The sequence below is a fragment of the Kribbella sp. NPDC054772 genome (genome assembly GCF_053611945.1).
On record NZ_JBSHBJ010000032.1, the window covers coordinates 1 to 21,268 of the forward strand.

General features: G+C 69.1%; 21 protein-coding genes and 1 pseudogene. 13 read left to right on the plus strand and 9 right to left on the minus strand.

Features of this window, described 5'->3' with window-relative positions:
- The coding region (locus ACWGID_RS33435; protein ID WP_452203324.1) for a DUF6504 family protein at positions 1-371 on the minus strand (371 nt) is incomplete at its 3' end.
- A 390-nt stretch (positions 372-761) separates the two neighbouring features.
- Here ACWGID_RS33435 and ACWGID_RS33440 point away from each other — a divergent pair.
- A complete protein-coding gene (locus ACWGID_RS33440; RefSeq protein ID WP_452203325.1) occupies positions 762-1,232 on the plus strand; it encodes a YbaK/EbsC family protein in 471 nt (156 codons plus the stop codon).
- A gap of 36 nt (positions 1,233-1,268) precedes the next feature.
- On the opposite strand, the gene ACWGID_RS33445 is transcribed toward ACWGID_RS33440, so the two are convergent.
- Positions 1,269-2,003, minus strand: a complete 735-nt coding sequence (locus tag ACWGID_RS33445) for a nucleotidyltransferase domain-containing protein (RefSeq protein WP_452203326.1) — start codon at positions 2,001-2,003, stop codon at positions 1,269-1,271.
- 10 nt (positions 2,004-2,013) lie between these two features.
- A complete protein-coding gene (locus ACWGID_RS33450) occupies positions 2,014-3,933 on the minus strand; it encodes an N-acetylmuramoyl-L-alanine amidase (protein ID WP_452203327.1) in 1,920 nt (639 codons plus the stop codon).
- A gap of 172 nt (positions 3,934-4,105) precedes the next feature.
- Between ACWGID_RS33450 and ACWGID_RS33455 the strand changes: the two genes are divergently transcribed.
- From ACWGID_RS33455 to ACWGID_RS33470, 4 genes are all read left to right on the plus strand, one after another.
- Positions 4,106-4,717 (plus strand): DUF4126 domain-containing protein, encoded by a 612-nt coding sequence (locus ACWGID_RS33455; RefSeq protein WP_452203328.1) that lies wholly within the window; start codon positions 4,106-4,108, stop codon positions 4,715-4,717.
- Complete coding sequence (locus ACWGID_RS33460; protein WP_452203329.1) at positions 4,717-6,024, plus strand: phytoene desaturase family protein; 1,308 nt, start codon at positions 4,717-4,719, stop codon at positions 6,022-6,024. Before ACWGID_RS33455 ends, ACWGID_RS33460 begins: the two co-directional genes overlap by 1 nt.
- A gap of 90 nt (positions 6,025-6,114) precedes the next feature.
- Entirely contained in the window at positions 6,115-8,376 is a 2,262-nt protein-coding gene (locus ACWGID_RS33465) for a HelD family protein (protein WP_452203330.1), read from the plus strand.
- 15 nt (positions 8,377-8,391) lie between these two features.
- Positions 8,392-9,828, plus strand: coding sequence for an alpha/beta hydrolase (locus ACWGID_RS33470; protein ID WP_452203331.1), 1,437 nt, complete (start codon positions 8,392-8,394; stop codon positions 9,826-9,828).
- Positions 9,829-9,847: 19 nt separating this feature from the next.
- Here ACWGID_RS33470 and ACWGID_RS33475 read toward each other — a convergent pair whose 3' ends face one another.
- Complete coding sequence (locus ACWGID_RS33475) at positions 9,848-10,378, minus strand: SixA phosphatase family protein (protein ID WP_452203332.1); 531 nt, start codon at positions 10,376-10,378, stop codon at positions 9,848-9,850.
- A 4-nt stretch (positions 10,379-10,382) separates the two neighbouring features.
- Complete coding sequence (metF, locus tag ACWGID_RS33480; RefSeq protein ID WP_452203333.1) at positions 10,383-11,300, minus strand: methylenetetrahydrofolate reductase [NAD(P)H]; 918 nt, start codon at positions 11,298-11,300, stop codon at positions 10,383-10,385.
- Positions 11,301-11,357: 57 nt separating this feature from the next.
- Between metF and ACWGID_RS33485 the strand changes: the two genes are divergently transcribed.
- A complete protein-coding gene (locus ACWGID_RS33485) occupies positions 11,358-12,428 on the plus strand; it encodes a polyprenyl synthetase family protein (protein ID WP_452203334.1) in 1,071 nt (356 codons plus the stop codon).
- 3 nt (positions 12,429-12,431) lie between these two features.
- On the opposite strand, the gene ACWGID_RS33490 is transcribed toward ACWGID_RS33485, so the two are convergent.
- Positions 12,432-12,851 carry a helix-turn-helix domain-containing protein gene (locus tag ACWGID_RS33490; RefSeq protein WP_452203335.1) on the minus strand — a complete coding sequence of 140 codons (420 nt, stop codon included), beginning with the start codon at positions 12,849-12,851 and terminating at the stop codon, positions 12,432-12,434.
- Positions 12,852-12,926: 75 nt separating this feature from the next.
- On the opposite strand from ACWGID_RS33490, the gene ACWGID_RS33495 reads away from it, so the two are divergent.
- Positions 12,927-13,280 carry a DUF4180 domain-containing protein gene (locus tag ACWGID_RS33495; RefSeq protein ID WP_452203336.1) on the plus strand — a complete coding sequence of 118 codons (354 nt, stop codon included), beginning with the start codon at positions 12,927-12,929 and terminating at the stop codon, positions 13,278-13,280.
- On the opposite strand, the gene ACWGID_RS33500 is transcribed toward ACWGID_RS33495, so the two are convergent.
- From ACWGID_RS33500 to thiE, 3 genes are read right to left on the minus strand one after another with little or no spacing between them, the layout of a single operon-like run.
- Entirely contained in the window at positions 13,263-13,688 is a 426-nt protein-coding gene (locus ACWGID_RS33500) for a barstar family protein (RefSeq protein ID WP_452203337.1), read from the minus strand. The two genes, ACWGID_RS33495 and ACWGID_RS33500, sit on opposite strands and share 18 nt — an antisense overlap.
- Positions 13,685-14,113, minus strand: a complete 429-nt coding sequence (locus ACWGID_RS33505; protein ID WP_452203338.1) for a ribonuclease domain-containing protein — start codon at positions 14,111-14,113, stop codon at positions 13,685-13,687. Before ACWGID_RS33505 ends, ACWGID_RS33500 begins: the two co-directional genes overlap by 4 nt.
- Entirely contained in the window at positions 14,110-14,757 is a 648-nt protein-coding gene (gene thiE, locus ACWGID_RS33510) for a thiamine phosphate synthase (protein ID WP_452203339.1), read from the minus strand. Before thiE ends, ACWGID_RS33505 begins: the two co-directional genes overlap by 4 nt.
- A gap of 42 nt (positions 14,758-14,799) precedes the next feature.
- On the opposite strand from thiE, the gene thiO reads away from it, so the two are divergent.
- The 6 genes and pseudogenes from thiO to ACWGID_RS33540 all read left to right on the plus strand — a co-directional run bounded on the left by thiO (position 14,800) and on the right by ACWGID_RS33540 (position 21,255).
- Entirely contained in the window at positions 14,800-15,939 is a 1,140-nt protein-coding gene (thiO, locus tag ACWGID_RS33515) for a glycine oxidase ThiO (protein WP_452203340.1), read from the plus strand.
- Positions 15,940-16,107: 168 nt separating this feature from the next.
- Complete coding sequence (locus tag ACWGID_RS33520) at positions 16,108-17,055, plus strand: lytic transglycosylase (protein WP_452203341.1); 948 nt, start codon at positions 16,108-16,110, stop codon at positions 17,053-17,055.
- 93 nt (positions 17,056-17,148) lie between these two features.
- Positions 17,149-18,897, plus strand: a pseudogene (pknB, locus tag ACWGID_RS33525) (Stk1 family PASTA domain-containing Ser/Thr kinase); the annotation flags it as partial.
- A gap of 6 nt (positions 18,898-18,903) precedes the next feature.
- On the plus strand, positions 18,904-19,110 hold the full coding sequence (locus tag ACWGID_RS33530) for a PASTA domain-containing protein (protein WP_452203418.1): 207 nt from the start codon (positions 18,904-18,906) through the stop codon (positions 19,108-19,110).
- A 46-nt stretch (positions 19,111-19,156) separates the two neighbouring features.
- Positions 19,157-20,038 carry a DMT family transporter gene (locus tag ACWGID_RS33535; protein WP_452203342.1) on the plus strand — a complete coding sequence of 294 codons (882 nt, stop codon included), beginning with the start codon at positions 19,157-19,159 and terminating at the stop codon, positions 20,036-20,038.
- 8 nt (positions 20,039-20,046) lie between these two features.
- Positions 20,047-21,255: a glucoamylase gene (locus ACWGID_RS33540; RefSeq protein ID WP_452203343.1), complete on the plus strand. Its 1,209-nt coding sequence runs from the start codon at positions 20,047-20,049 to the stop codon at positions 21,253-21,255.
- Positions 21,256-21,268 lie beyond the last annotated feature (13 nt).

Genomic DNA, 21,268 nt, shown 5'->3' on the forward strand with positions numbered 1-21,268 from the left:
TCGCGCTCGTGTGTGTGTGGGTGGTGGGGGGGGTTGTGTGCTCGTCGGGGTGCCCCCGCCCCCCCCCCCCCCCCGGCTGGGTGGTTCCGGACCGGGCGGTTCGTGCCGCGCGCTGCCGAGCAGGCCTCGGCCACCGTCGCCGCGTCGATCCGCGCCAGGGTCTCCGCGGACTGCCCGCGGTAGTGCGCGCGAGCGTCGTACGTCTGGCCGGTGCCGATGATGCCGCGCTCCCACCAGACCGCGGTCTCGGTCCACTGCGACCGCACGGCGCAGACCCGCCAGAGGCGGCCGCGCCAGAGGAACTGATCGGGGGTCTCGAGACCGTCCACGGACACCGAGTGCACCTCGACGGCGTCGTCGAACTCCCACATGCTCCATCGCCTCCTGTGAACGAGCTTCCCCTGGTCGGCAGCCCGGCGGGTGAGCCCGGGGTGGGGGTCGAGGACCACCCCGGTGCCCGGCCCGCCGGGACCACCGGATTCCGATGCGGCCGCAACTCCGCATCGGAGCCGTCCAGCTGTCCGACCCGCCTCGGCCTGGCCTCCCGACGAAACCGGACCCGAGGTAATCGAACATCTGTTCGAACACTGGAAGCGTAGCGTCGCCCGCCGACAATCGTCAACGGCCGGACGGCCCGGCGTGGCGGGCTCCCGAGACGCTCTGTCCTTCTGCATGTCACTCATCGTTCCGGACGCCACCGACAATTTCCGGAGCGTGGAACCCAGGTGACCCGGATCGACCGGCCGCATAGGCTGCGGAGGGTGAGCAGTCATCCCAATGTGCAGAAGGTCGCCGCCGCGTTGCGGGCGGCGGGTGCGACCGGCGAGATCGTGATCCTGGACGAGGCGGTGCCGACCGCGGCGGCCGCGGCGGCGGAGCTCGGGTGCGAGGTCGGCGCGATCGCGAACAGCCTGATCTTCGACGGCGACGGGGCCCCGGTCCTGATCCTCACCTCGGGCGCGCACCGCGTCGACACCGCGAAGGTCGCGGCCGAGCTCGGGATCGGCAAGCTGAAGCGCGCCACCCCCGAGTTCGTGAAGGAGCACACCGGTCAGTCGATCGGCGGTGTCGCTCCGGTCGGGCACCCGGGCCAGGTGCCGACGTACGTCGACGCCGCCCTGGAGCAGTACGCCGTGATCTGGGCCGCGGCGGGGATCCCGCACTCGGTCTTCCCGACGACGTACGACGAACTCCTGAGGCTCACCAACGGCACCACGATCACGGTCAACTGAGCCGTCAACCGAGCCGTCAGCTGAGCGCCCGAGCCGTCAGCTGAGGACGGCGGGGATCGCGGAGCGCACGAAGCGCCGGGTCAGCCCGGCGCGCGTGTGCCGCCACCACATCCCGGTGCGGACCTCGTCGGGCGCGTAGCGGCGGCGCCGGATGTCCTCGACGACGTCGGCGGGAGCGCCGAGGTACGGCAGCACGTCGAAGGCGGCGCGCTTGGTGATCAGGTCACCGGTCGCCAGCGTGACGTGCGCGCGGGCGATGGTGAGCAGGCTGAGGTCGACCCAGATGTCGTTGTACCAGTGGCCGCGCTTCTGGGTGACCGGCAGCCAGAAGTCGCGCAGGTCGCGGCGGACGAAGTCGAACAGTTCCTCGTCGGTCACCTTCGGCAGCAGCTCGGCGGGCATCGGCCCGAAGAGCGTACGGTTGCCGATGGCAAGCTCTCGCCGCGTCACCGGAGTCACCGGCCGGTCGAAGTACCGCTCCTGCGCGAACGTCGGGTGCCGGACCGTCAGATCGCCCAGCTCATCCACTGCCATGTAGGAGCAGTGCAGTTTGGTGGCGAGTGGGTACTCGCTGATCAGTCGCCGGTGCATGTCCTCGACCGCGGGCGGTGGTGGCGCCGAGACCACGACGATCGTGTCGAGGTCACTCCGGCCGACCTGGTAGTCCCCGAGGGCCAGCGAGCCGTGCAGCCAGACGGCCTTCACGTCGGCGATTTCACGGACTGACGTGACAAAGCCGTCCAGCAAAGGCTGGACGGCTTCGTCGATCACGACAGACAGGTTAGACGGCTGGGCGAACGTCCACGTCAGCGGCCCGTACGTAGGCCATCCGGTGGCCGAACCAGATCTGGTAGTACTTGTCCTTCCCGAGCACCTGGACGTGGTCCGCCGGCGCCTGACCGTCGAACGTCACGGCCCGGTAGTAGTCGGTCTCGATGTTCAGGTCACCGACCGGGTAGGCCTGTCCCGCGCCGATCGTGTACTGCAGCGGCGTCACCGCCTGGTACGGGATCCCCGTCGGGTACGCCGACTGCTCGGGGTACGCACGCCCGTACACCGGCACCGAAGTGAGCCCTGCCTTCGGCTTCACGACCAGACCGGGCTTGGCGAACGCGTCAGGAGCCGAAGCCGGGCTCTTGAACCAGCCCTTGGCGCCCAGGTACCAGACCGCGACCCAGTCGCCCTGGCGCTCGGCCACGACGTACTGCGAACCCGCTGCGGCCCGGGAGCCCATGTCGGAGACCTCAGTGGTGCCGTTGGACCCGTCCGGGTGCAGACCGAGGTCCTTGACCAGCGGTGCGTTGTCGTCCGGCGCCTGGCGCAGGTAGACGAAGTTCGTGCCCTGCGGCTTGCACTGAGTACCAGCGGTGTCGCAGCTGTTGACGACCTGGACGTTGTTCTGGAAGCCCGGCTTGATGGTGACAACCGAGCCGGCCTTCACCGGCAGCACGGACTTGCCCCAGATCGGCGCACCCATCAGGTCCATGTAGTGCTCCCAGTCCCAGTACGGTCCCGGGTCCCAGTGCATGCCGCGGACCGTGGACGGGATCGTGCCCGGCACCTGGTCGTGGCCGATGATGTGCGCCCGGTCGAGCGGGATGTTGTTCTTCACGGCCAGGTAGCGCACCAGCTTGGCCGAGTTGCGGTACAGCGACTCGGTGAACCAGGTGGCGCCCTGCGGCGCGAAGCCCTCGTGCTCGATACCGATGCTGTGCATGTTCACGTACCAGTTGCCGGCGTGCCAGGCGACGTCCTTGGCCTTCACGTGCTGCCAGATGTGGCCGTCGGACGACCGCATCGTGTACTGCCAGCTCACGTACGTCGGGTCCTGCACCAGGTTCAGCACGCCCTGCCAGGTGCCCTCGGTGTCGTGGATGACGATGTAGTCGATCTTGCCGGTCTTCGGCCGGTTGGCGAGGTCGTGGTTGCCGTAGTCGCCGTCACCGAACTGCGAGTACGGCGCCGGCAGCCACTCGCAGCCGAGCGACGGCGGGCACTCGACGTCGGAGTTCGACGGCTGCACACCGTTCGGCAGCGACAGCTTGGCGATCTGGCCCTTGTCGGGCTGCACCGCGAGGGCCGGCATCACGATCTGCTGACCGGTGTTCGTGGTCCGGGCGGCGCCCTTGCCCATGATCGAGTAGACGTCGTCGGCGAACCCGGCGGCGCCGACCTTGTCGTTCGCCTCGGCGTACGACGCGATCGCGCCGTACCACTGAGCCGGGGAGGAGCTCGCGCCGACCGGCAGGCCGAGCGACTTCTGGTACGACGCCAGCACCGCGGCGCCGCCGTCGATGTTGGCGGTCACGTCCTTGCGCAGCGTGGCCTGGTCCAGCCCGGTCAGCTCGGACGCCTTCTTCAGCGTCTGCAGCGACTCGGCGGACGCGACCTTCTGCTTGCCGGACAGGTCGGCGACCTCGGAGGCCCCCAGTCCGGTGAGGTGCATCGGGCCGTAGCCACCCGACGTACTCGGGGCGCCGGCGTGGTCGTCCCAGCGCGACTCGGCGTACGAGACCGCGAGCAGAACAGACTCCGGTACGCCGTACTTCGCAGCCGCCGCGCTGTACGCGGACGCGGCCGAGGCGGACGGCTCACCTGGTTGTGACGCCTCTGCGGGTGGACCTCCCAACGACACGCCGACCAGGGCGGCCGGCAGTGCTACCGCAGCGAGTGCGGCAAGAATCTTCGGACGACGCAGCATGATGATCTCCTGAACCCCTGGGCGGGTGCCGGTCACACAGACTGGCAGCCTAGTCACTGTGAGTCGAGGCGACGCGGAAGTCAACGGTTAACCAAAACTCGCGTCATCGGGTTCGATACTGACGAAAACATGGCTCGCGCGGTACGGCGACTGAGGGTTACGGAGACCGGAGATGGAAGCGCTGCCGTTGGCGGTGACGACGGGCTGGGCGAGCGGCGTGAACGCCTACGCGTGCGTGCTGATCCTCGGTCTGCTCGGCCGGTTCGCCGGTGCCGACGACGTACCGCACGCACTGACCACGACCCCCGTGCTGATCGCGGCCGCGGCCTTGTTCGCCTTCGAGTTCGTCGCCGACAAGATCCCGTACGTCGACTCCGCGTGGGACGCGATCTCGACCGTCATCCGGCCGACCATCGCGGTGATCCTGGCCGCCCTGCTGTCGGGTCAGGCAAGCACACTGCAGCAGGCGGTGATCGCTGCGACCGGCGGCCTGGTGGCCCTGCTCTCGCATGCGGTGAAGTCGAGTCTGCGGCTCGCGATCAACACCTCCCCCGAGCCCGTCACCAACATCGCGGCGTCGTCCGGTGAGGACGTGGCCGTCGCCGGTGTGATGTCGCTGGCCGTCTTCCATCCGGAGGCCGCGCTGATCATCGCCGGCGTCCTGCTGATCCTCGGTCTGATCGGGGTGTACTTCGCGTTCCGGCTGATCCGGCGCGGGTATCTCAGGTTCAAGGCCTGGCGTGAGAAACGTAGTACCCCTGCGACCGGAAGTAGCGTTGCCTGATGGCCAAGGTGGTTGTTGTCGGAGCCGGTCTGGCTGGTCTGGCCAGTGCGGTGCGCCTGGCCAAGCTGGGACACCAGGTCACCATCTGCGAGCGAGACGAGCACCTAGGTGGAGTCCTGGGTCGTGTCGAGGCGGATGGCTTCACGTGGGACGCCGGCGCGGCCAGTACGACGCTGCCCGCCGCGCTGCGCGACCTGTTCCGGAAGAGCGGTCGTCCGATCGAGAGTCTGGTCCAGCTCGACCCGGTGACCGAGCCACGCCGCCACATGTTCACTGACGGCTCCGTACTCGATCTGCCTGTCAGCGACCGCGGTGCGCAGCAAGAGGCCTGGACCGGTCTCGCAGGTGGCGCCGTGGCCGAGCAGTGGACCGCGCTGGTCGATGGGTACGGCGACACGTGGCAGATCCTCCGGAAGACCTCACTGGAGCCACCGCTCGAGGACAAACTGCCGCTCAAGACGATCCGCACCCTCAAGCCCTGGCAGTCGCTGGAAAAGGTCGCGCAACGCGAGCTGAGCGACGACCGCGCCCGTGCGGTACTGCGGCACTTCGCAGCGCAAGGTGGTTCGGACGCCGGCCTCACCCCGGGGTACGTCGGTGTCTGGTCGTACCTGGAGCGCACGTTCGGCCGCTGGACGATCGCAGGTGGTTTCGGTGCGCTCGCGGACGCTCTGGTGCAGCGGGCGAGCGAACGGAAGATCACCGTGCGCACCCACGCGGAGGTCGTCGCCGTCAACACGTCTGACGGCGCAGTCACCGGCGTACGGCTCGTTGACGGTGAGGAGCTGCCCGCGGACATCGTCGTGAGTGACGTCGACCCGCGGGTGCTGTACGAGTCCTTCGTCGACGACCCGGCCGCGAAGAAGGTGCGCAAACGGATCCTGTCGACGCACCAGGCGCAGGCGGCGTACGTCGTCCATCTCGGTCTGAAGGACCCGGTACCGGAGCTGCCGTTCGAGACCGTTCTGCACGGGACGCCGACCGTTGTCGTCCGGACAGGTGGTACCGCACCGGCAGGTCACCAGGCGTGGTCCGTGCTGGTCCACGGCTACCCGACTGACGACGTACTGGACCTCTTGGTCGCGCGCGGCCTGCCGGTCCGGGACCAGGTGGTGTCACGGCAGACGTCGCCGTCGTGGTGGGCCGGCGTGGCCTGGGAGGGCTTCCGGACCGCCCGCCGCCGCGCCTCGAACGTCTCCCCCGTCAAGGGCCTGTACTGCGTCGGCGCGGGCGCGCATCCCGGTTCCGGGGTCCCCTCCACGACGCTCGGCGCGGCGATCGTGGCGGACGCCATCGGGAAGTCCTGAGGCCCCGGTGGGGTTGGACACAGGAGCGAACTAAGATTGCTTGTTCCTGTGTTCTGAGTCGGGGCAGGCCCGGCCGTAGAGAGGACCTCGGTGGATCAAACCCCCACATCGGCCGATCACGACAACCACGCCGACGGTGACATCGGTGATGTCACTGACAGCACTGACAGCGTGGAGCGGGCTGAGCTGGCGGCTGAGCAACAACACGTCGACCGGGTGTACGGCCGGGTCGAGGAGGCCGCTCGGTCGGCGTCCCGGATCGCGGTCGAAGGTCACCAGCGCGGCCAGGCCCAGAACGTCGGCCGGGTGCGCGACGAAGAGCAGACCGGTCTGTACGAGCGGGACGTGCTGGTGTTCGCCGCCGCCCGCCGGATCGCCGAACTCGACGCCGAGCACGAAGGCCTGGTCTTCGGCCGGCTGGACTCCGACCGCGGTGACGACGAGCCGGGCGCCGACACGGCGGCCGGGCTCGAGAAGCTGTACGTCGGCCGGATCGGCGTCCGCGACGTCGAGTACGAACCGCTGGTGATCGACTGGCGCGCGCCGGCGGCCGAGCCGTTCTACCGCGCGACCGCGACCGACCGGCAGAAGGTCGTCCGGCGCCGCGTCCTGCGGAACAAGGGGTCGCGGATCGTCGGCCTCGAGGACGACCTGCTGGCGCCGGAGCGCGCGCCTGAGGACTTGCCGGTGATCGGCGAGGGCGCCCTGATGGCGTCGCTGTCCCGGGCTCGTGGGCACACGATGCGCGACATCGTCGCCACCATCCAGGCCGAGCAGGACAAGGCGATCCGGGCACCAGCTCGCGGAGTCACCGTCATCGGTGGTGGCCCGGGCACCGGTAAGACGGTCGTCGCTCTGCACCGGGCGGCGTACCTGCTGTACAGCGACCGCCGGCGCTTCGAGCGTGGCGGCGTACTGGTCGTCGGGCCGTCCGCGGCGTTCATGGCCTACATCGAACGGGTACTGCCGAGCCTCGGTGAGAACACGGTCTCGCTGCGCGCCGTCGGTGAGCTGGTCGACGGCGTGCGGGCCACTGCGGTCGACCAGGCCGACGTGGCGGCGATCAAGGGTTCGCTGCGGATGCGCGGCATTCTGGCGCGGGCCGCTCGCGACCGCGTGCCGAACGCGCCGACCACGCTGCGCGTGTTCCTCGGTGGCGCCACGGTCCAACTGGACGCCAACCAACTGGACAACGTCCGCCGGAACGCACTGCGTCGGACGGCACGCAACCGGGCAACAGCCGAGGCGCGCAAGGGCCTGATCGCCGCGCTGTGGCAGCGGTTCCCCGAGGACCTGCGCAACGGGCCGCTCGGCGACCGTGAGGCCTTCGGCGACCGCGTCACCGACACTCCGGCGTTCCGCACGTTCTTCAGCCAGTGGTGGCCGATCGTGACCCCGGAGTCGGTACTGCGCTGGCTCGGGGACCCACGCCGGCTCCAGCGCTGGGCCCGGCACGATCTGACGCCGGCCGAGGTCGACGCGCTCGCCAAGGCGGTCCGGACCACGGACGAGTTCACGATCGCGGACGTCGCGTTGCTGGACGAGCTGACCGCGTTCCTCGGTCGCCCGCCGCTGAACGAGAACACCGACGAGGAGTTCGACTGGCTCGAAGGGCTGTCGGACGGCGTCAACGAAGTACTGACCAGCTCCGAGCGCCGGGCGCGTGCGCAGGCCGCGCGGGAGGCCGAGGAGCCGGAGGAGTACGCGCACGTGCTGGTGGACGAGGCACAAGACCTGTCCCCCATGCAGTGGCGGATGGTCACCCGGCGCGGGCCGCAGGCCAGCTGGACGATCGTCGGCGACCCGGCGCAGAGCTCCTGGCCGGACCCGGACGAGGCGCGCGCCGCAATGGACTCGATGCTGTCGCACCTGCAGCGGCACTCGTTCCGACTGTCCACCAACTACCGGAACTCGGCCGAGATCTACTCGTTCGCCGGTGAGGTGATCCGGCAGTCCATCCCGGATGCGGACCTGCCGAACGCGGTCCGCAGTACCGGCGTGCAACCGGAGCACCGGGTCTTCGACGGCGGCAAGGTCGCCCAGGCCGCCGGCGACGCGGCCGCCGAGCTGCTGCAGCTGGTCGAAGGCACCGTCGGCGTCATCGTGCCGCCGGCGCTGCGTCCGGTCATCGACCCGGTCCTCGCCGAGCTCGACGACCCACGGGCCATCGCGGTCAGTCCGCTGGAGTCCAAGGGGCTCGAGTACGACGCGGTGGTCGTCGTCGAGCCGGACCGGATCGTCAGCGACACGCTGGGCGGCGTACGGGCCCTGTACGTCGTTCTGACCCGGGCGACCCAACGGATGATTACTGTGAACAGCACAACCGATTGGCTGCCCGCCCGCGCCTCCTGACCAGGAAGTAGCGCATTGACCAAGAAGGTCCTGTGCGCGGCCGCGATCGGCGTCGCCGTCGTATCGCTGGCCGCGCAACTCACTGCACCGGCTGTCGCAGCACCGAAGCTGAAGTGGGGTGAGTGTCCACCCGACTCTGGCGCCTACCGGCAGACGTCGTGCGCGACGCTGAAGGTCCCCTTGGACTACGCCAAGCCGAACGGCCGGCAGATCACCCTGACGATCTCCGGCGTCGGCAGTCTGTCCGCGCCACACGCTCTGCTGGTCAATCCGGGTGGTCCGGGTGCTCCTGGCATCGGTGTCGAGCAGATGGTGAACGTCGCCCTGCCGGAGAAGGTCGCCGAGCAGTACGCCGTCTTCAGCTTCGACCCGCGTGGAGTCGGAGACAGTACGCCGGTCAGCTGCGGCGACACCAGCAAGCTCGTCAAACACCCTGCACTCCCCTACCGGCCGCCGAACGCGCAGCAGGAGCAGCAGCGTGTGCAGCAGGCCAAGCAGGTCGCCACGCAGTGCGGCCGCAACGCCAAGGAGCTGCTGCCGTACATCACCACCGAGAACGCGGCCCGCGACATGGACCGGATACGGATCGCGCTCGGCCGCGACAAGATCGACTTCCTCGGCTACTCGTACGGCACCAAGCTCGGAGCGACGTACGCGACGTTGTTCTCGCAGCACACCGGCCGGATGATCCTGAACAGTGTGGTCGACCCGCTGGTGTCGACGTACCGGACGACCTACGAGCAGGATGCGGCGTTCCAGGGGCGTGCACAGCAGCTGTTCGGGTGGATCGCTGCGCGGGACACGACGTACCACCTGGGTACGACGGCGACGGCGGTCGGTGCGGTGTGGCAGAAGGTCCGTAGCGATCTGACCAAGAAGCCGGCCGGCGGACGGGCCGGTGTGGCCGAGGTCGACGACATGCTCGCGTCCGCGCTGTACACCGACGACCTGTGGTCGTCAGTGGCCGATGCGCTTGTTCAGTACCGCCATGGCGACCCGTCCGGGCTGCTGTCGATCACCGATCAGTTCGCACTGCAGTCGGTCGATCCTGGTCTGCTGGCCTACAACTGCATGGATCCTGGGTGGCCCCGGCACTGGAGCGCCTGGCACTGGGACACCGCAGTCGCCGACCACCGCGCACCGCAGTTCGCGTGGATGAACACCTGGTACAGCGCGCCCTGCGCGTTCTGGCCGGTCGCACCGGTTAAGCAGCCCAAGATCAGTTCCGACATTCCGATCCTGCTCATCCAGGGCCGCTACGACCCGGCGACCCCGCCCATCGGTGCCCGACGGATGCAGGCGGTACTGCGTGGCTCCCGCCTGCTCCTGGAGAACGGCGGCAACCACGCGTCGTACCTGTTCCAGCAGAACCCGTGCATCGACAGCCGGGCCGAGAAGTACCTGCTGACCGGACAGCTACCGGCGAACGCCAGCTGCCCGGCCAGTACGTAGACGGCCAGTACTTAAGCGGTCAACCCCGAGGGACGACGTACGAGACGAGGTCGGCGTCGTCGGCGGCCAGGTCCGACCAGTGGGTGGTCAGATGCAGGACCGCGAGGCCGGTGGTCGGGTACTTCTGGGTGAGCTCGACGCGCTCCGGGCTGGTGCCGTCCAGGGTCAGCTCGTCGGCCAGCCACGGGATGCCCGGGGCGTGGCCGACGACGATCACCGTGCGGGCCTCGGCGGGGGCCTCGTGGATGACGTCCAGAATGCCTTCGGTGTCGGCGTTGTAGATGCGCTTGTCGTACCAGACGTCCTTGGCGGTGACGCCGGCCTCGGCGACGTACTTCCAGGTCTCCCGGGTCCGTTTCGACGGCGAGCACAGCACCAGGTCCGGTTCGATGCCTTGGGCAACGAGGTACCGGCCGGCGGCGCTCGCGTCGGCGCGGCCGCGGTCCGCGAGCGGGCGCTCGAAGTCCGGCATCGTCTCGGGCGGCACCGACTTCGCGTGCCGGAGCAGAACGAGAGTTCGGTCGATCAACAGGTCCGACGGGTCAGCCATTGGGTCAGGATACGACCGACGACCGGAGGTTGAGGAACACCTGCCGGGTTGCCGTGGATCTGTTCAAGGTAATGAAATGAATGCCCGGTGCGCCGCCGGCAAGCAAACGTTCGCACAGCTCGGTGGCGATCTCGATCCCGACCTCACGGACCGCGGCCGGTTCGTCCTCGACGGCGAGCAGCCGGTCGGTGACGGCGGCCGGCAGTGCCATCCCGGTCAGCTCGGCCATCCGCTGGATCTGCTTGATGTTGGTGACCGGCATGATGCCCGGCAGCACGGGCATGTCGCAGCCGAGGGCCGCGGAGCGGTCGACCAGCCGGAAGTAGTCGTCGGCGCCGAAGAACATCTGCGTGATGGCGTAGTCCGCACCGGCCTGTGCCTTCGCGGCGAGCACCTGCGCGTCGGCCTCCAGCGAGGTCGCCTCCGGGTGCTTGTCCGGGAAGGCCGCGACGCCGACGCAGAAGTCGCCGAGCGAACGGATCAGCTCGACCAGCTCGACCGCGTGGTTCAGGCCCTCCGGGTGCGCGACCCAGGGCTGGTTCGGCCCGCCGGGCGGGTCGCCGCGGAGCGCGAGCATGTTCCGTACGCCGGCCCCGGCGTACGCACCGATCACCGAACGGAGCTCGTCGCGGGAGTGCGCGACGCAGGTCAGGTGACCGAGCGGGGTCAGTGAGGTGTCCTGCGCGACCCGTTCGGTGACCCGGATCGTGCCGTCACGCGTGGTGCCGCCGGCGCCGTACGTGATCGAGACGAAGGTCGGCCGCAGCTGCTCGATCTCGCGGATCGAGCGCCACAGCACGTCCTCGGCCTCGGGGGTCTTCGGCGGGAAGAACTCGAACGAGAACGACCGCCCCCCGGACGCGAGCAGCTCACGGATGGTCGGCGCACCGCCGGGCAGCGTCGAGGGAAGTCCGTTCGCCATGGCGTCAGGTTACCCGCGGTGGCGGTCGGCGTCTGCCCACCGACTACGCTCCGAGATGTGTATGGCGATGTGGACATCCCGGCCGAGATTCAGCGGGCGCTGAGTGGGTTCCTCGATCGGCAGGAGGCGCGGCTGGTGGCGCTCGGGCCGGAGCTGGCCGAGGTCGTACAGGCCGCGCGGGACGCGACCAGTGGCGGCAAGCGGCTGCGGCCGTCGTTCTGTTACTGGGGTTTCCGGGCCGCGGGTGGCGATCCGGACCTGCCGATCCTGACCGCCGCGGCGAGCCTCGAGATGCTGCACGTCAGCGCGCTGGTGCACGACGACGTGATGGACTCCTCCGACGTCCGCCGGGGCGCGCCGGCCGCGCATCGCCGGTTCGAGGCCCTGCAGCGGGCGCGGGCGGAAAAGTCCGGTCACGGTGGTGATCCGGTCGGGTTCGGCGTCGGCGCCGCGATCCTGCTCGGCGACCTCTGCCTGATCTGGGCCGACGAGCTGCTGCACACCTCCGGGTTCGACGCGGCGGCGCTGGCGCGAGCGGAGCAGTACTTCGACGCCGTACGGGTCGAGGTGACGGCCGGGCAGTATCTCGATCTGATGGCGCAGGCGAGCGGCACCTCGGACATGGACCTGGCGCTGCGCGTCCTGCGGTACAAGTCGGCGACGTACACGATCGAGCGGCCGTTGCACGTCGGCGCCGCACTCGCCGGCGGGGACTCCGCGCTGGTCTCGGCCTTGTCCGGGTACGGGCTGCCGCTCGGTGAGGCGTTCCAGCTGCGGGACGACCTGCTCGGCGTGTTCGGCGACCCGGCGCTTACCGGCAAGCCGGCTGGAGACGACCTGCGGGAAGGCAAACGGACGGTGCTGATCGCGTACGCCGTGGATCACGCCTCGGAGGCGCAGCTGTCCGAGTTCGACCGCCTGTTCGGCCGGCCGGACCTGGACGACGACGAGATCCAGCTGCTGCGCGAGATCCTCCAGGACTCCCGCGCGGTCCAGGCCTGCGAGGACCTGATCACCGAGCGGACCGCGGACGCGCTGGACGCGCTCGACCGGGCGCCGCTGGCCGACGAGACCGCCCGCAAGGCGCTGACCGACCTGGCGATCGCCGCGACGTCCCGCGTCGTGTGACCGCTACTGATCGGCCAGCAGGTTGATCAGCCGGAGCAGGTCGGCCGTGGCCGGAAGGCTGCCGAGCACGATCACCTTGAGGACGGCACGTTCCTCGTCGTAGATGGTCTCGGCCTTGAGGTGCACCGCCTCGGGCTGGTTGAGGGCGCCGTGGATGTGCGTCGTCAGCCGGTCGGCCGTCGCGCGGTCCACAGCGTCGATGTGCACGATGCTGGACGCTTCCACGTGCCGCGCGGCGCGATCGACCTCGATGACGGCCGTGGGCGCGCCGGTGAACGCCTCGAGATCCTCCCGGGTGATCCGGTACTGCTTCCCGATCCGCACGGCCTTGAGCCGGCCGTCCCGGACGTAGTTCCGGATGGTGCGAACGTGCAGGCCCAGGCGGTTCGCCACCTGCTCGACCGAGTACAGCTCCTGAGCCATTTCATCAGCCTAAGGCCTTTCCTTAGAATTCCCTACAAATAGCCAGATAGGGTCACTTGAGGTACTTTGAGGCACATGGTGATGGTGGGTGGGGCCCAGGTCCATGTGAGCGACACGCCGCTCACCGACGAGCGCGACGCCGTCCAGCTGATCGTCGACGCGTACTACGCCCACCAGGCCGAGTGGATCGCTTTCACGCCGGAGCAGCTGGGTGACGAGTTCTTCGAGCTGCGGACCGGGCGGGCCGGCGGGATCACGCAGAAGTTCGTGTCCTACCAGATGGGTCTCGCGGTGGTCGGCCACATCTCGGCGCGGATCGCGCGGAGCAAGCCGCTGGCCGACTGGGTGCGGGAGAGCAACCGCGGCCGGAACCTGTTGTTCGCCGCGGACCTCGACGAGCTCGCCGAGCGCCTAAAGGACAGGCAGTGAGCGCAGCAGGTCCGGCGTTGACGCTTCCTCGATGAGAACGCGGAGCTGACCGGAGTTCGTGGTGTCCTCGGCGAAGATCTGGAGTGCGACATCGACGGTGTCGTGGTCGTGCTCGAGCAGGTTCCGCAGGCCGGTCCAGAGCACGACCTCGGGCGAGCCGGTCGACCGGTCGCTGAGCGAGTCGGCCAGAGCGTCCCAATTCCGGCCGAACCAGCGCGGCAGGTCGAACGCGGTCGCGCACAGGTCGAGGAAGCCGGCCTTGTCGTGGATCTCGCTCGTGTCCAGCAACACGAACCCGAAGCCTTCGGCGGCGGCATCCCGGCGTACGTCGTCCGGGGCGGCAGCGGACGGCCAGCGGTAGACACCCGGGCGCAGGCCCTCGGCCAGCAGCTCACGCAACGACCTCATGACGTTCCCCCGTCCTCCGCGACCCGGCGGAACGACTTGTAGTGGTCATCGGTGTAGAACCGCTCCCCGGCGTTCCCGGTCACGATCCGGCGGGCACCGCGGTCCTTCTCCCCCGGCGTCTTCACGGTGTACTCGTGGTAGTAGCCGCGGTCGTGCTTGGGCAGGATCTTCTCGAGGTTGCCGAACACCACGCCGTCGCGGCTGTACGGGTACGGTCCGCCCTGGTCGATCAGTTTCAGCGTGTTCTGGGCCTCCTTCGGGAGGTCCGCGACCGCGACGTACTTGAGGCCGCTCTCCGGATCGACAGAACTCGAGCCGGCCTTCGTGTCCACCGAGCACCCGAACAACGACGCCGCGAGCGTGATCACCAGCATCGCGATCACGACGGCCGCGACGATCCGCGCGGCCTTCGGGTTGTTGATCACCCGGCCTCCCGCAGCCGCCGGGTGAACTCGGCAGCCGCCGCTCCCGGGTCGTCGGCCGCGGTGATCGCCCGGACGACGACCACTCGCGTCGCGCCCGCCTCCAGTACCTCGTCCAGCCGCTCCAGGTCGATCCCACCGATCGCGAACCACGGCTTCGATTGGCGGCGACCGGCGGCGTACGACACCAGGTCCAGACCGGCTGCCTGCCGGCCCGGCTTGGTGGGCGTCTCCCAGGTGGGACCGACGCAGAAGTAGTCCGAGCCGACCTCGCCGACCGCCGCGTTCACCTGGCTGAAGGAGTGCGTCGAGCGCCCGATGATCGGTGCCGGCCCGGTGATCGCGCGCGCGGCGTGCACCGGCAGGTCACGCTGCCCGAGGTGCAGCACGTCGGCTCCCGCCGTGAACGCGATGTCCGCACGGTCGTTCACCGCCAGCAGCTTGCCGTGCCGCTTGCAGGCGTCGGCGAACACCTCCAGCGCAGCCAGCTCGTCGGCAGCCTCCATCTCCTTCTGCCGAAGCTGCACGATGTCCACGCCACCGGCCAGCGCGGCGTCCAGGAACTGTTCGAGGTCGCCCTGTTTCTCCCGCGCATCGGTACACAGGTAGAGCCGTGCGTCGTTCAGCCGGTCGGTGTGCTCAGTCACACCGCACAGCCTGCCATGACCGCCCAGACGTAGGCTTACGGCATGCCTGAGCTGACGTCTGATGTAGTCGTGATCGGCAGCGGGCTGATCGGTCTGGCGACGGCGTGGCGGCTGGCCGCAGACGGTATCCAGGTGACGGTGTGTGACCCGACGCCGGGCACCCAGACCTCCAACGTGGCCGCCGGCATGCTTGCCCCGGTCACCGAGGTGGAGTTCGGCGAGGACGACCTGCTGGCGCTCAACCTGGCCTCGGTCACCGCGTGGCCGGCCTTCGCCGCCGAGCTCGAGCAACTCACCGGACTGCCCGCAGGACTGCACCAGACCGGCACCCTCGCCGTCGCGTACGACGTCGACGACGCCGCCGCGCTCCGCAGGCTCGCCGACTACCAGCGTCGACTCGGCCTGGAGGTAGAGGAGCTGTCCGGTCGCGACGCCCGACGTCGCGAGCCACTACTCGCTACAGGCGTTTCCGGAGCCGTCTGGGTGCCCGGCGACCACTCCGTCGACAACAGGCAGGCGGTAGCCACGCTCCTCCGCGCCGTAGACCTGTCCGGCGTCCAACTCATCCGTCAGCGCGTCACTCGCGTCATCACCTCCGGTACGACGGCAACCGGCGTACTGCTCGACAACGGCGACACGGTGCACGCGGGGTACGTCGTTGCCGCCACCGGACCGTGGTCGTCGCAGTTGGAAGGTGTACCGGATGAGCTCCGCCCGCCAGTCCGTCCAGTGAAGGGCGAAGTACTGCGCCTGCGGGTCCCGGAGGCGTACCGGCCCGCGCTCCGGCACACAGTGCGAGCCACCGCGCGTGGTTTCTCGGTCTACCTGGTGCCGCGACCGGGTGGCGAGCTGGTCGTGGGTGCGACCACGAGTGAGCTCGGCTACGACACCCGAGTGCTGGCGGGCGGCGTGTTCGCACTGCTGCGTGACGCCCGGACGGTGTTGCCGATCTCCGACGAGCTCGAGTTCGTCGAGGCGATCGCCGGTCTGCGGCCCGCGACGCCGGACAACGCGCCAATCCTCGGCCCGTCCGGTGTGGATCGATTGCTGTGGGCAACCGGGCATTACCGGAACGGTGTGCTGCTGACCCCGGTCACCGCGCAGGTGATCGCCGACACGGTGCGCACCGGCACCCTGCCGGACCTCGCGAAACCTTTCCTCGTCAGCAGGTTCGTGCACTAGTTCACCGTTGCCGTCAGCAACCGGAACGCTTGTGAACGACAACAATGTAGTTCAGCCTTGAATTGTAACCATTGGATTACAGGCGTAACACCAACCCCAGTCGCCCCTGTTGTCACATCCGTACCAGCGAATACGGTCGGTTGACGTTCACACGGGGAGTTGAATGGGATGCGCAACGTCGTACGAGTTCTGACCGGGATCGCCGTACCGGTGCTGACCGCGGCCGTGATCACCGCCGGCTCACCCGGCTTCGGCGCCTACAAGGTCAAGCAGGGCGACACCCTGAGCCACATCGCGAACCGCTACGGCACGTCCGTCTCGCGGCTGGTCGCGCTGAACAACCTGCCCGGCAACGGCAACGCGATCTACGCCGGCGAGCTGCTCAAGGTCCCCACCAAGGGATCGGCGACCGCCAGCACGCCGGCGCAGCGCTCGCAGCTCGGCCGGGTGACGTACGTCGTGAAGTCCGGCGACACGGTCTCCGGGATCGCGAAGCGCTTCAAGTGCTCACAGGCCAACCTGCTGGCCGCGAACGGCCTGAAGCCGGGCGACCACATCTACGCGGGCAAGCCGCTGCAGGTCCCGGTGAAGATCCGCCCGAAGGCGAAGCCGCGGACCGACAACACGTTCGCGGGCCGCACGTACGCGGACCACGTCGTCGCGCAGGCGAACCGCAACCGGGCGATCCTGAAGAAGCGCAAGCTGCCGACCCGGTCCCACATGCGCTCACTGATCGTATCCACCTCGAAGCGGTACGGCGTCGACCCGGAGCTCGCCCTCGCGGTGAGCTGGCAGGAGTCCGGCTGGAAGCAGCGGGTCGTCTCCCCCGCCAACGCAGTCGGGGCGATGCAGGTGGTTCCGTCGACCGGCAAGTACACCTCGGGCATCGTCGGCCGGAAGCTCGACCTGCTCGACCCGGAGGACAACGTCACCGCCGGAGTCGTCCTGCTGAGCCGCCTGACCGGCGCCGCCCGCCTCGACCTTGCGGTCGCGGGCTACTACCAGGGCCTCGGCGGCGTGAAGAAGAACGGCGTCTACCCCGACACCAAGCTCTACGTCCAGAACGTCCTCCGCATCAAGGCCCAACTGGAACGCGGGTGGGACCCGCTGCGGTGAGCCTGGCGCTGTGACGCTTTGGCGTTATCTACACTCTCTGAGCAGGACTGTTTGGGGAGAGGCGGCTCACCGCAAGTGACGGACGACGTGGACATGCAGGTCAGCGACCGCCTCGTCGGGCGAGTGCTCGACGGTCGCTACCGCGTCGGCGCGCGCATCGCGAAGGGTGGCATGGCCACCGTGTACCAGGCACTCGACATGCGCCTGGACCGGACCGTCGCGCTCAAGGTGATGCACGACGGGCTCGGTGACGACGCCCAGTTCACCCGCCGCTTCGTCGCCGAGGCCCGCGCCGCGGCCCGCCTGTCGAACCCGAACGTGGTGGCCGTCTTCGACCAGGGTGACGACGACGGCACGCTGTTCCTGGCGATGGAGTACGTCCCCGGCCGCACGCTGCGTGACGTGATCCGCGCGGAGGCACCGCTCTCCCCCGCGCGTGCGCTGGACCTGCTCACGCCGATCCTCTCCGCGCTGTCGGCCGCACACGACGCCGGCATCGTGCACCGCGACATCAAGCCCGAGAACGTCCTGATCTCCGACAAGGGCGCTGTGAAGGTGGCGGACTTCGGTCTGGCCCGTGCGGTCAGTGCCAGCGGCAACACCGCCACCCAGGGCCTGCTGATGGGCACGGTGTCCTATCTGGCGCCGGAGCTGGTCACCGACGGCAGCGCGGACGCCCGCTCGGACGTGTACTCGGCCGGCATCCTCCTGTACGAGATGCTCACCGGCAACAAGCCCCACTCCGGCGACACCCCGATCCAGGTCGCCTACGCCCACGTCCACGCCGACGTACCCCCTCCGTCGCTCGAGCAGCCGAACATCCCGCCGTACGTCGATGCGCTCGTGCAGCGCGCGACGGCGCGTGACCGGGACCTGCGGCCGACCGACGCCCGGGTGTTCAGCCGGCAGGTGCACCGGGTGCGCAGTGCACTCGATGAAGGGCTGCCGGACGACCCCGAGCTGACCGGCGACCTGACCGTGCCGATCCAGCAGATCCGCCAGGACAGTGGGTACGACGACGGCTACACCCGCGGAGAGGCCGCTGAGCAAGGTGAGCTCCGCCACGACACCATCGTCGTACCGGTGGAGCAGGGACGCCCGACCGGCGGCCCGGCGAAGACAGCACCGCCGCCGCGGACCCCGCCGCCCGCACAGCCACAACAGCAGCGACGTAGGTCCCGCGGACCGATCGCGCTGATCGTGATCCTGGCGGCGGCGATCGCCATCGGCACAGCGGCCTGGTACTACGGCATTCACCGCTACACGACGACACCCGACCTGATGAACCTGCCGCCGGCGGCGGCGGCCTCCAGAGCGGCTGAGTCCGGTCTGCAGACCAGTCTCGACAACCAGGACTACTCCGAGGACATCAAGCAGGGCGAGGTCATGCGGACCGACCCGGCCCCGGGCGACCGGATCCGGAAGGACGGTGACATCGGTCTCACCGTTTCCAAGGGCCCGGAGCGCTACCGCGTGCCGCAGCTCGTCGGCCTGCAACTGGACGCCGCGCAGCAGGCGCTGTCCCCGATCAAGCTGATCACCGGGCAGATCAGCGAGCAGTACAACGAGTCCGTGCCGCAGGGCCGGGTGATCGCGATCAGCCCGAAGTTCAACACGATCGTCAAGCCGGGGACGGCGGTCAACTTCGCGGTCAGCAAGGGCAAACGGCCGATCACCGTGCCGGACCTGACCGGCAAGTCGTACCGTGACGCAAACAGGACGCTGCGCAAACTCGGCTTCGTCGTCGGCCGCAGCACGCAGTACGACGAGAAGGTCGCCGAGGGCAACGTGATCAGTCAGAGCCCGAACAGCGGGACGTTGTTCGCCAAGGACAAGGTCTCGCTGGTGGTGTCCCTCGGACCGCCGCTGGTCGACGTACCAGACGTCAAGCGGAAGACCACCGCGGACGCGCAGAAGATCCTCGGTGACGCGGGGTTCGTGGTCCGGGTGGAGAAGGCGCCGTTCAACCTCGGCCTGAACATCGTCGCCGCGCAGAACCCGGGCGCCGGCAAGAAGGTCAAGCCCGGAAGCACCATCGTGATCACTGTGCTGTAGATCACCGTTTTGCCTTACCTGTAAGGGTTCTGGTGAGATATCGGGCGTGAACCACCCCCGCATCGCCGTCCTGGCCCTGCTCGCGGTCGCGGCAGCCTGGGGCTCGACGTTCTTCCTGACCAAGGACCTGCTCACCAGGATGGACGTCGCCGACTACCTGGCGTTGCGGTTCCTGATCGCGTCGGTCGCGCTGATCCTGGTCCACCCACCCGCGATCGGGCGGTTGAGCCGCCTCGACCGCGGCCGCGCGGTGGCCCTCGGCGTCACCTACGGCATCGCCCAACTGGTGCAGACCGAAGGCCTGCGGCACACGTCGGCGAGCGTCTCCGGCTTCGTCACCGGCATGTACGTCGTGTTCACGCCGCTGCTCGGCGCGGTGATCCTGCGGCACCGGATCGGTCGCTGGGCCTGGGTCGCGGTGATCCTCGCCACGGTCGGCCTCGGCATCCTGTCGCTGCGCGGTCTCAGCCTGGGCAAGGGCGAGCTGCTCACGCTGGCCTCCGCCGGGCTCTATGCGCTGCACATCATCGGTCTCGGGGCCTGGTCGACGTCGAGGAACGCCTTCGGTCTGTCGTCACTGCAGATGGTCGTGATCACCTGTGTCTGTGCGATCGGTGCCGTGCCGGGCGGGTTCTCCGTCCCGAGCACCGGCGGCGACTGGGTGGCCGTGGTGTACATGGCGCTGGTCGCCGGAGCGCTCGCGCTGATCGTCCAGACCTGGGCCCAGGCACACCTGACTCCCACTCGAGCGGCGATCGCCATGACAATGGAGCCGGTGTTCGCGTCGGCGTTCGCGGTGCTGTTCGGTTCGGACAGTCTGACCTGGCGGATGCTGGTCGGCGGCGCACTGGTGGTGTCGGCGATGTATCTGGTCGAGCTGGCACCACGGCGTAAGTTCGAGGCGCAAGTGCAGCACCTGGCGCAATAGGAGTGCGGATGCGGGACGACAGCGGGAGGCGCGGCCGGTGGTACCCGGTCGTCGTCATCGCGGTCCTGCTCTCAGTCCTGGCCGCCGGCGCGATCAGCAACCTCGTGCGGCATCCACAGCCTCGTCTGGTCGCGGAGGGCATCCCGGGTCGCCCGTCCGCGCTTCCGGCGTCGTCACGCAGTAGCGACAAGTACGACGACCTGGTCCGGCACGCACTGGCCGACCTCGACGGGCTCACCCTGCCCAACGGCGCCGCACTGGCCGGCTGGGACGGCCCATGGCGGTACGTCTGGCCGCGGGACGCGTCGTTCGTCGCGGTCGCGCGCTGCGCGATCGGACAGTACGACCAGGCGCTCGACGTACTGTCGTTCCTGGACCGGGTGCGGCCGTCGGCGGGGCGATGGGAAGCGCGGTACACCGACAGCGGCGGTCTGGTCGGCGACGGTCGCTCGCAGCAGCTGGACGGGTCGGGGTGGGTGCTGTGGGCGACGTGGTTCTGTCACGCCGGCGGTAAGTACTGGGATCTGGTGCGGCAGTCCGCCGACCAGATCATCAAGGAGCTCGGGTCCGACGGACTGCCTGCGCCGTCGTCGGACTACTGGGAGCGCCCCGAGAGCGAGCTGACACTCGGCACGGTCGCACCGCTGCTGACCGGGCTGCGGTCGGCGGTCCGGATCGCCACCGACCAGCAGCACCCAGCTGAGGCCGCTCGCTGGCGGAGTGCACTCGACACGTTGTCGAAAGCAACCGACAAGACATTCGGACCGGACTACCCGCGGACCCCGGCGCAGGCGACCAGCTTCGTCGAGCCAGGTGTCGCACCGATCAGCCTGGACGGCGGTGCGGATGCGATCGTCACTGTGCTCGGTCCACCCTTCGCTCCGGCCCGGCCCGTCGTCACCACGGCCATCAACCGAACTCACGCCGTACTGACCCAGCCGAACGGTGGAGTGACGCCAGGAGAAGACTGGCGAGCTGACGGGGTGTCGTGGACGCCGCAGACCGCGTTGTTCGCGCTGAGTGCGGCAGCGCGCGGTGACAAGGCCACGGCGAACAGTCTGCTCTCGTGGCTCGATCAGCACCGGACGAGCACCGGTGCATTGCCGGAGAAGGTCAATAGGGATCTGCAGCCGGCCGGCGAGGCACCACTCGGCTGGACCGCCGCACTGGTCGTCCTCGCCGACTCTGCTCTGCAGAACCCTCTGCCTATCCCCTAGTCAGACACGACGT

Coding starts and splice junctions, on each gene's coding strand:
- ACWGID_RS33450 (WP_452203327.1), bottom strand. CDS start 3,933: ATGCTGCGTCGTCCGAAGATTCTTGCCGCACTCGCTGCGGTAGCACTG.
- ACWGID_RS33455 (WP_452203328.1), top strand. CDS start 4,106: ATGGAAGCGCTGCCGTTGGCGGTGACGACGGGCTGGGCGAGCGGCGTG.
- ACWGID_RS33460 (WP_452203329.1), top strand. CDS start 4,717: ATGGCCAAGGTGGTTGTTGTCGGAGCCGGTCTGGCTGGTCTGGCCAGT.
- ACWGID_RS33475 (WP_452203332.1), bottom strand. CDS start 10,378: ATGGCTGACCCGTCGGACCTGTTGATCGACCGAACTCTCGTTCTGCTC.
- metF (WP_452203333.1), bottom strand. CDS start 11,300: ATGGCGAACGGACTTCCCTCGACGCTGCCCGGCGGTGCGCCGACCATC.
- ACWGID_RS33490 (WP_452203335.1), bottom strand. CDS start 12,851: ATGGCTCAGGAGCTGTACTCGGTCGAGCAGGTGGCGAACCGCCTGGGC.
- ACWGID_RS33495 (WP_452203336.1), top strand. CDS start 12,927: ATGGTGATGGTGGGTGGGGCCCAGGTCCATGTGAGCGACACGCCGCTC.
- ACWGID_RS33500 (WP_452203337.1), bottom strand. CDS start 13,688: ATGAGGTCGTTGCGTGAGCTGCTGGCCGAGGGCCTGCGCCCGGGTGTC.
- thiO (WP_452203340.1), top strand. CDS start 14,800: ATGCCTGAGCTGACGTCTGATGTAGTCGTGATCGGCAGCGGGCTGATC.
- ACWGID_RS33520 (WP_452203341.1), top strand. CDS start 16,108: ATGCGCAACGTCGTACGAGTTCTGACCGGGATCGCCGTACCGGTGCTG.
- ACWGID_RS33540 (WP_452203343.1), top strand. CDS start 20,047: ATGCGGGACGACAGCGGGAGGCGCGGCCGGTGGTACCCGGTCGTCGTC.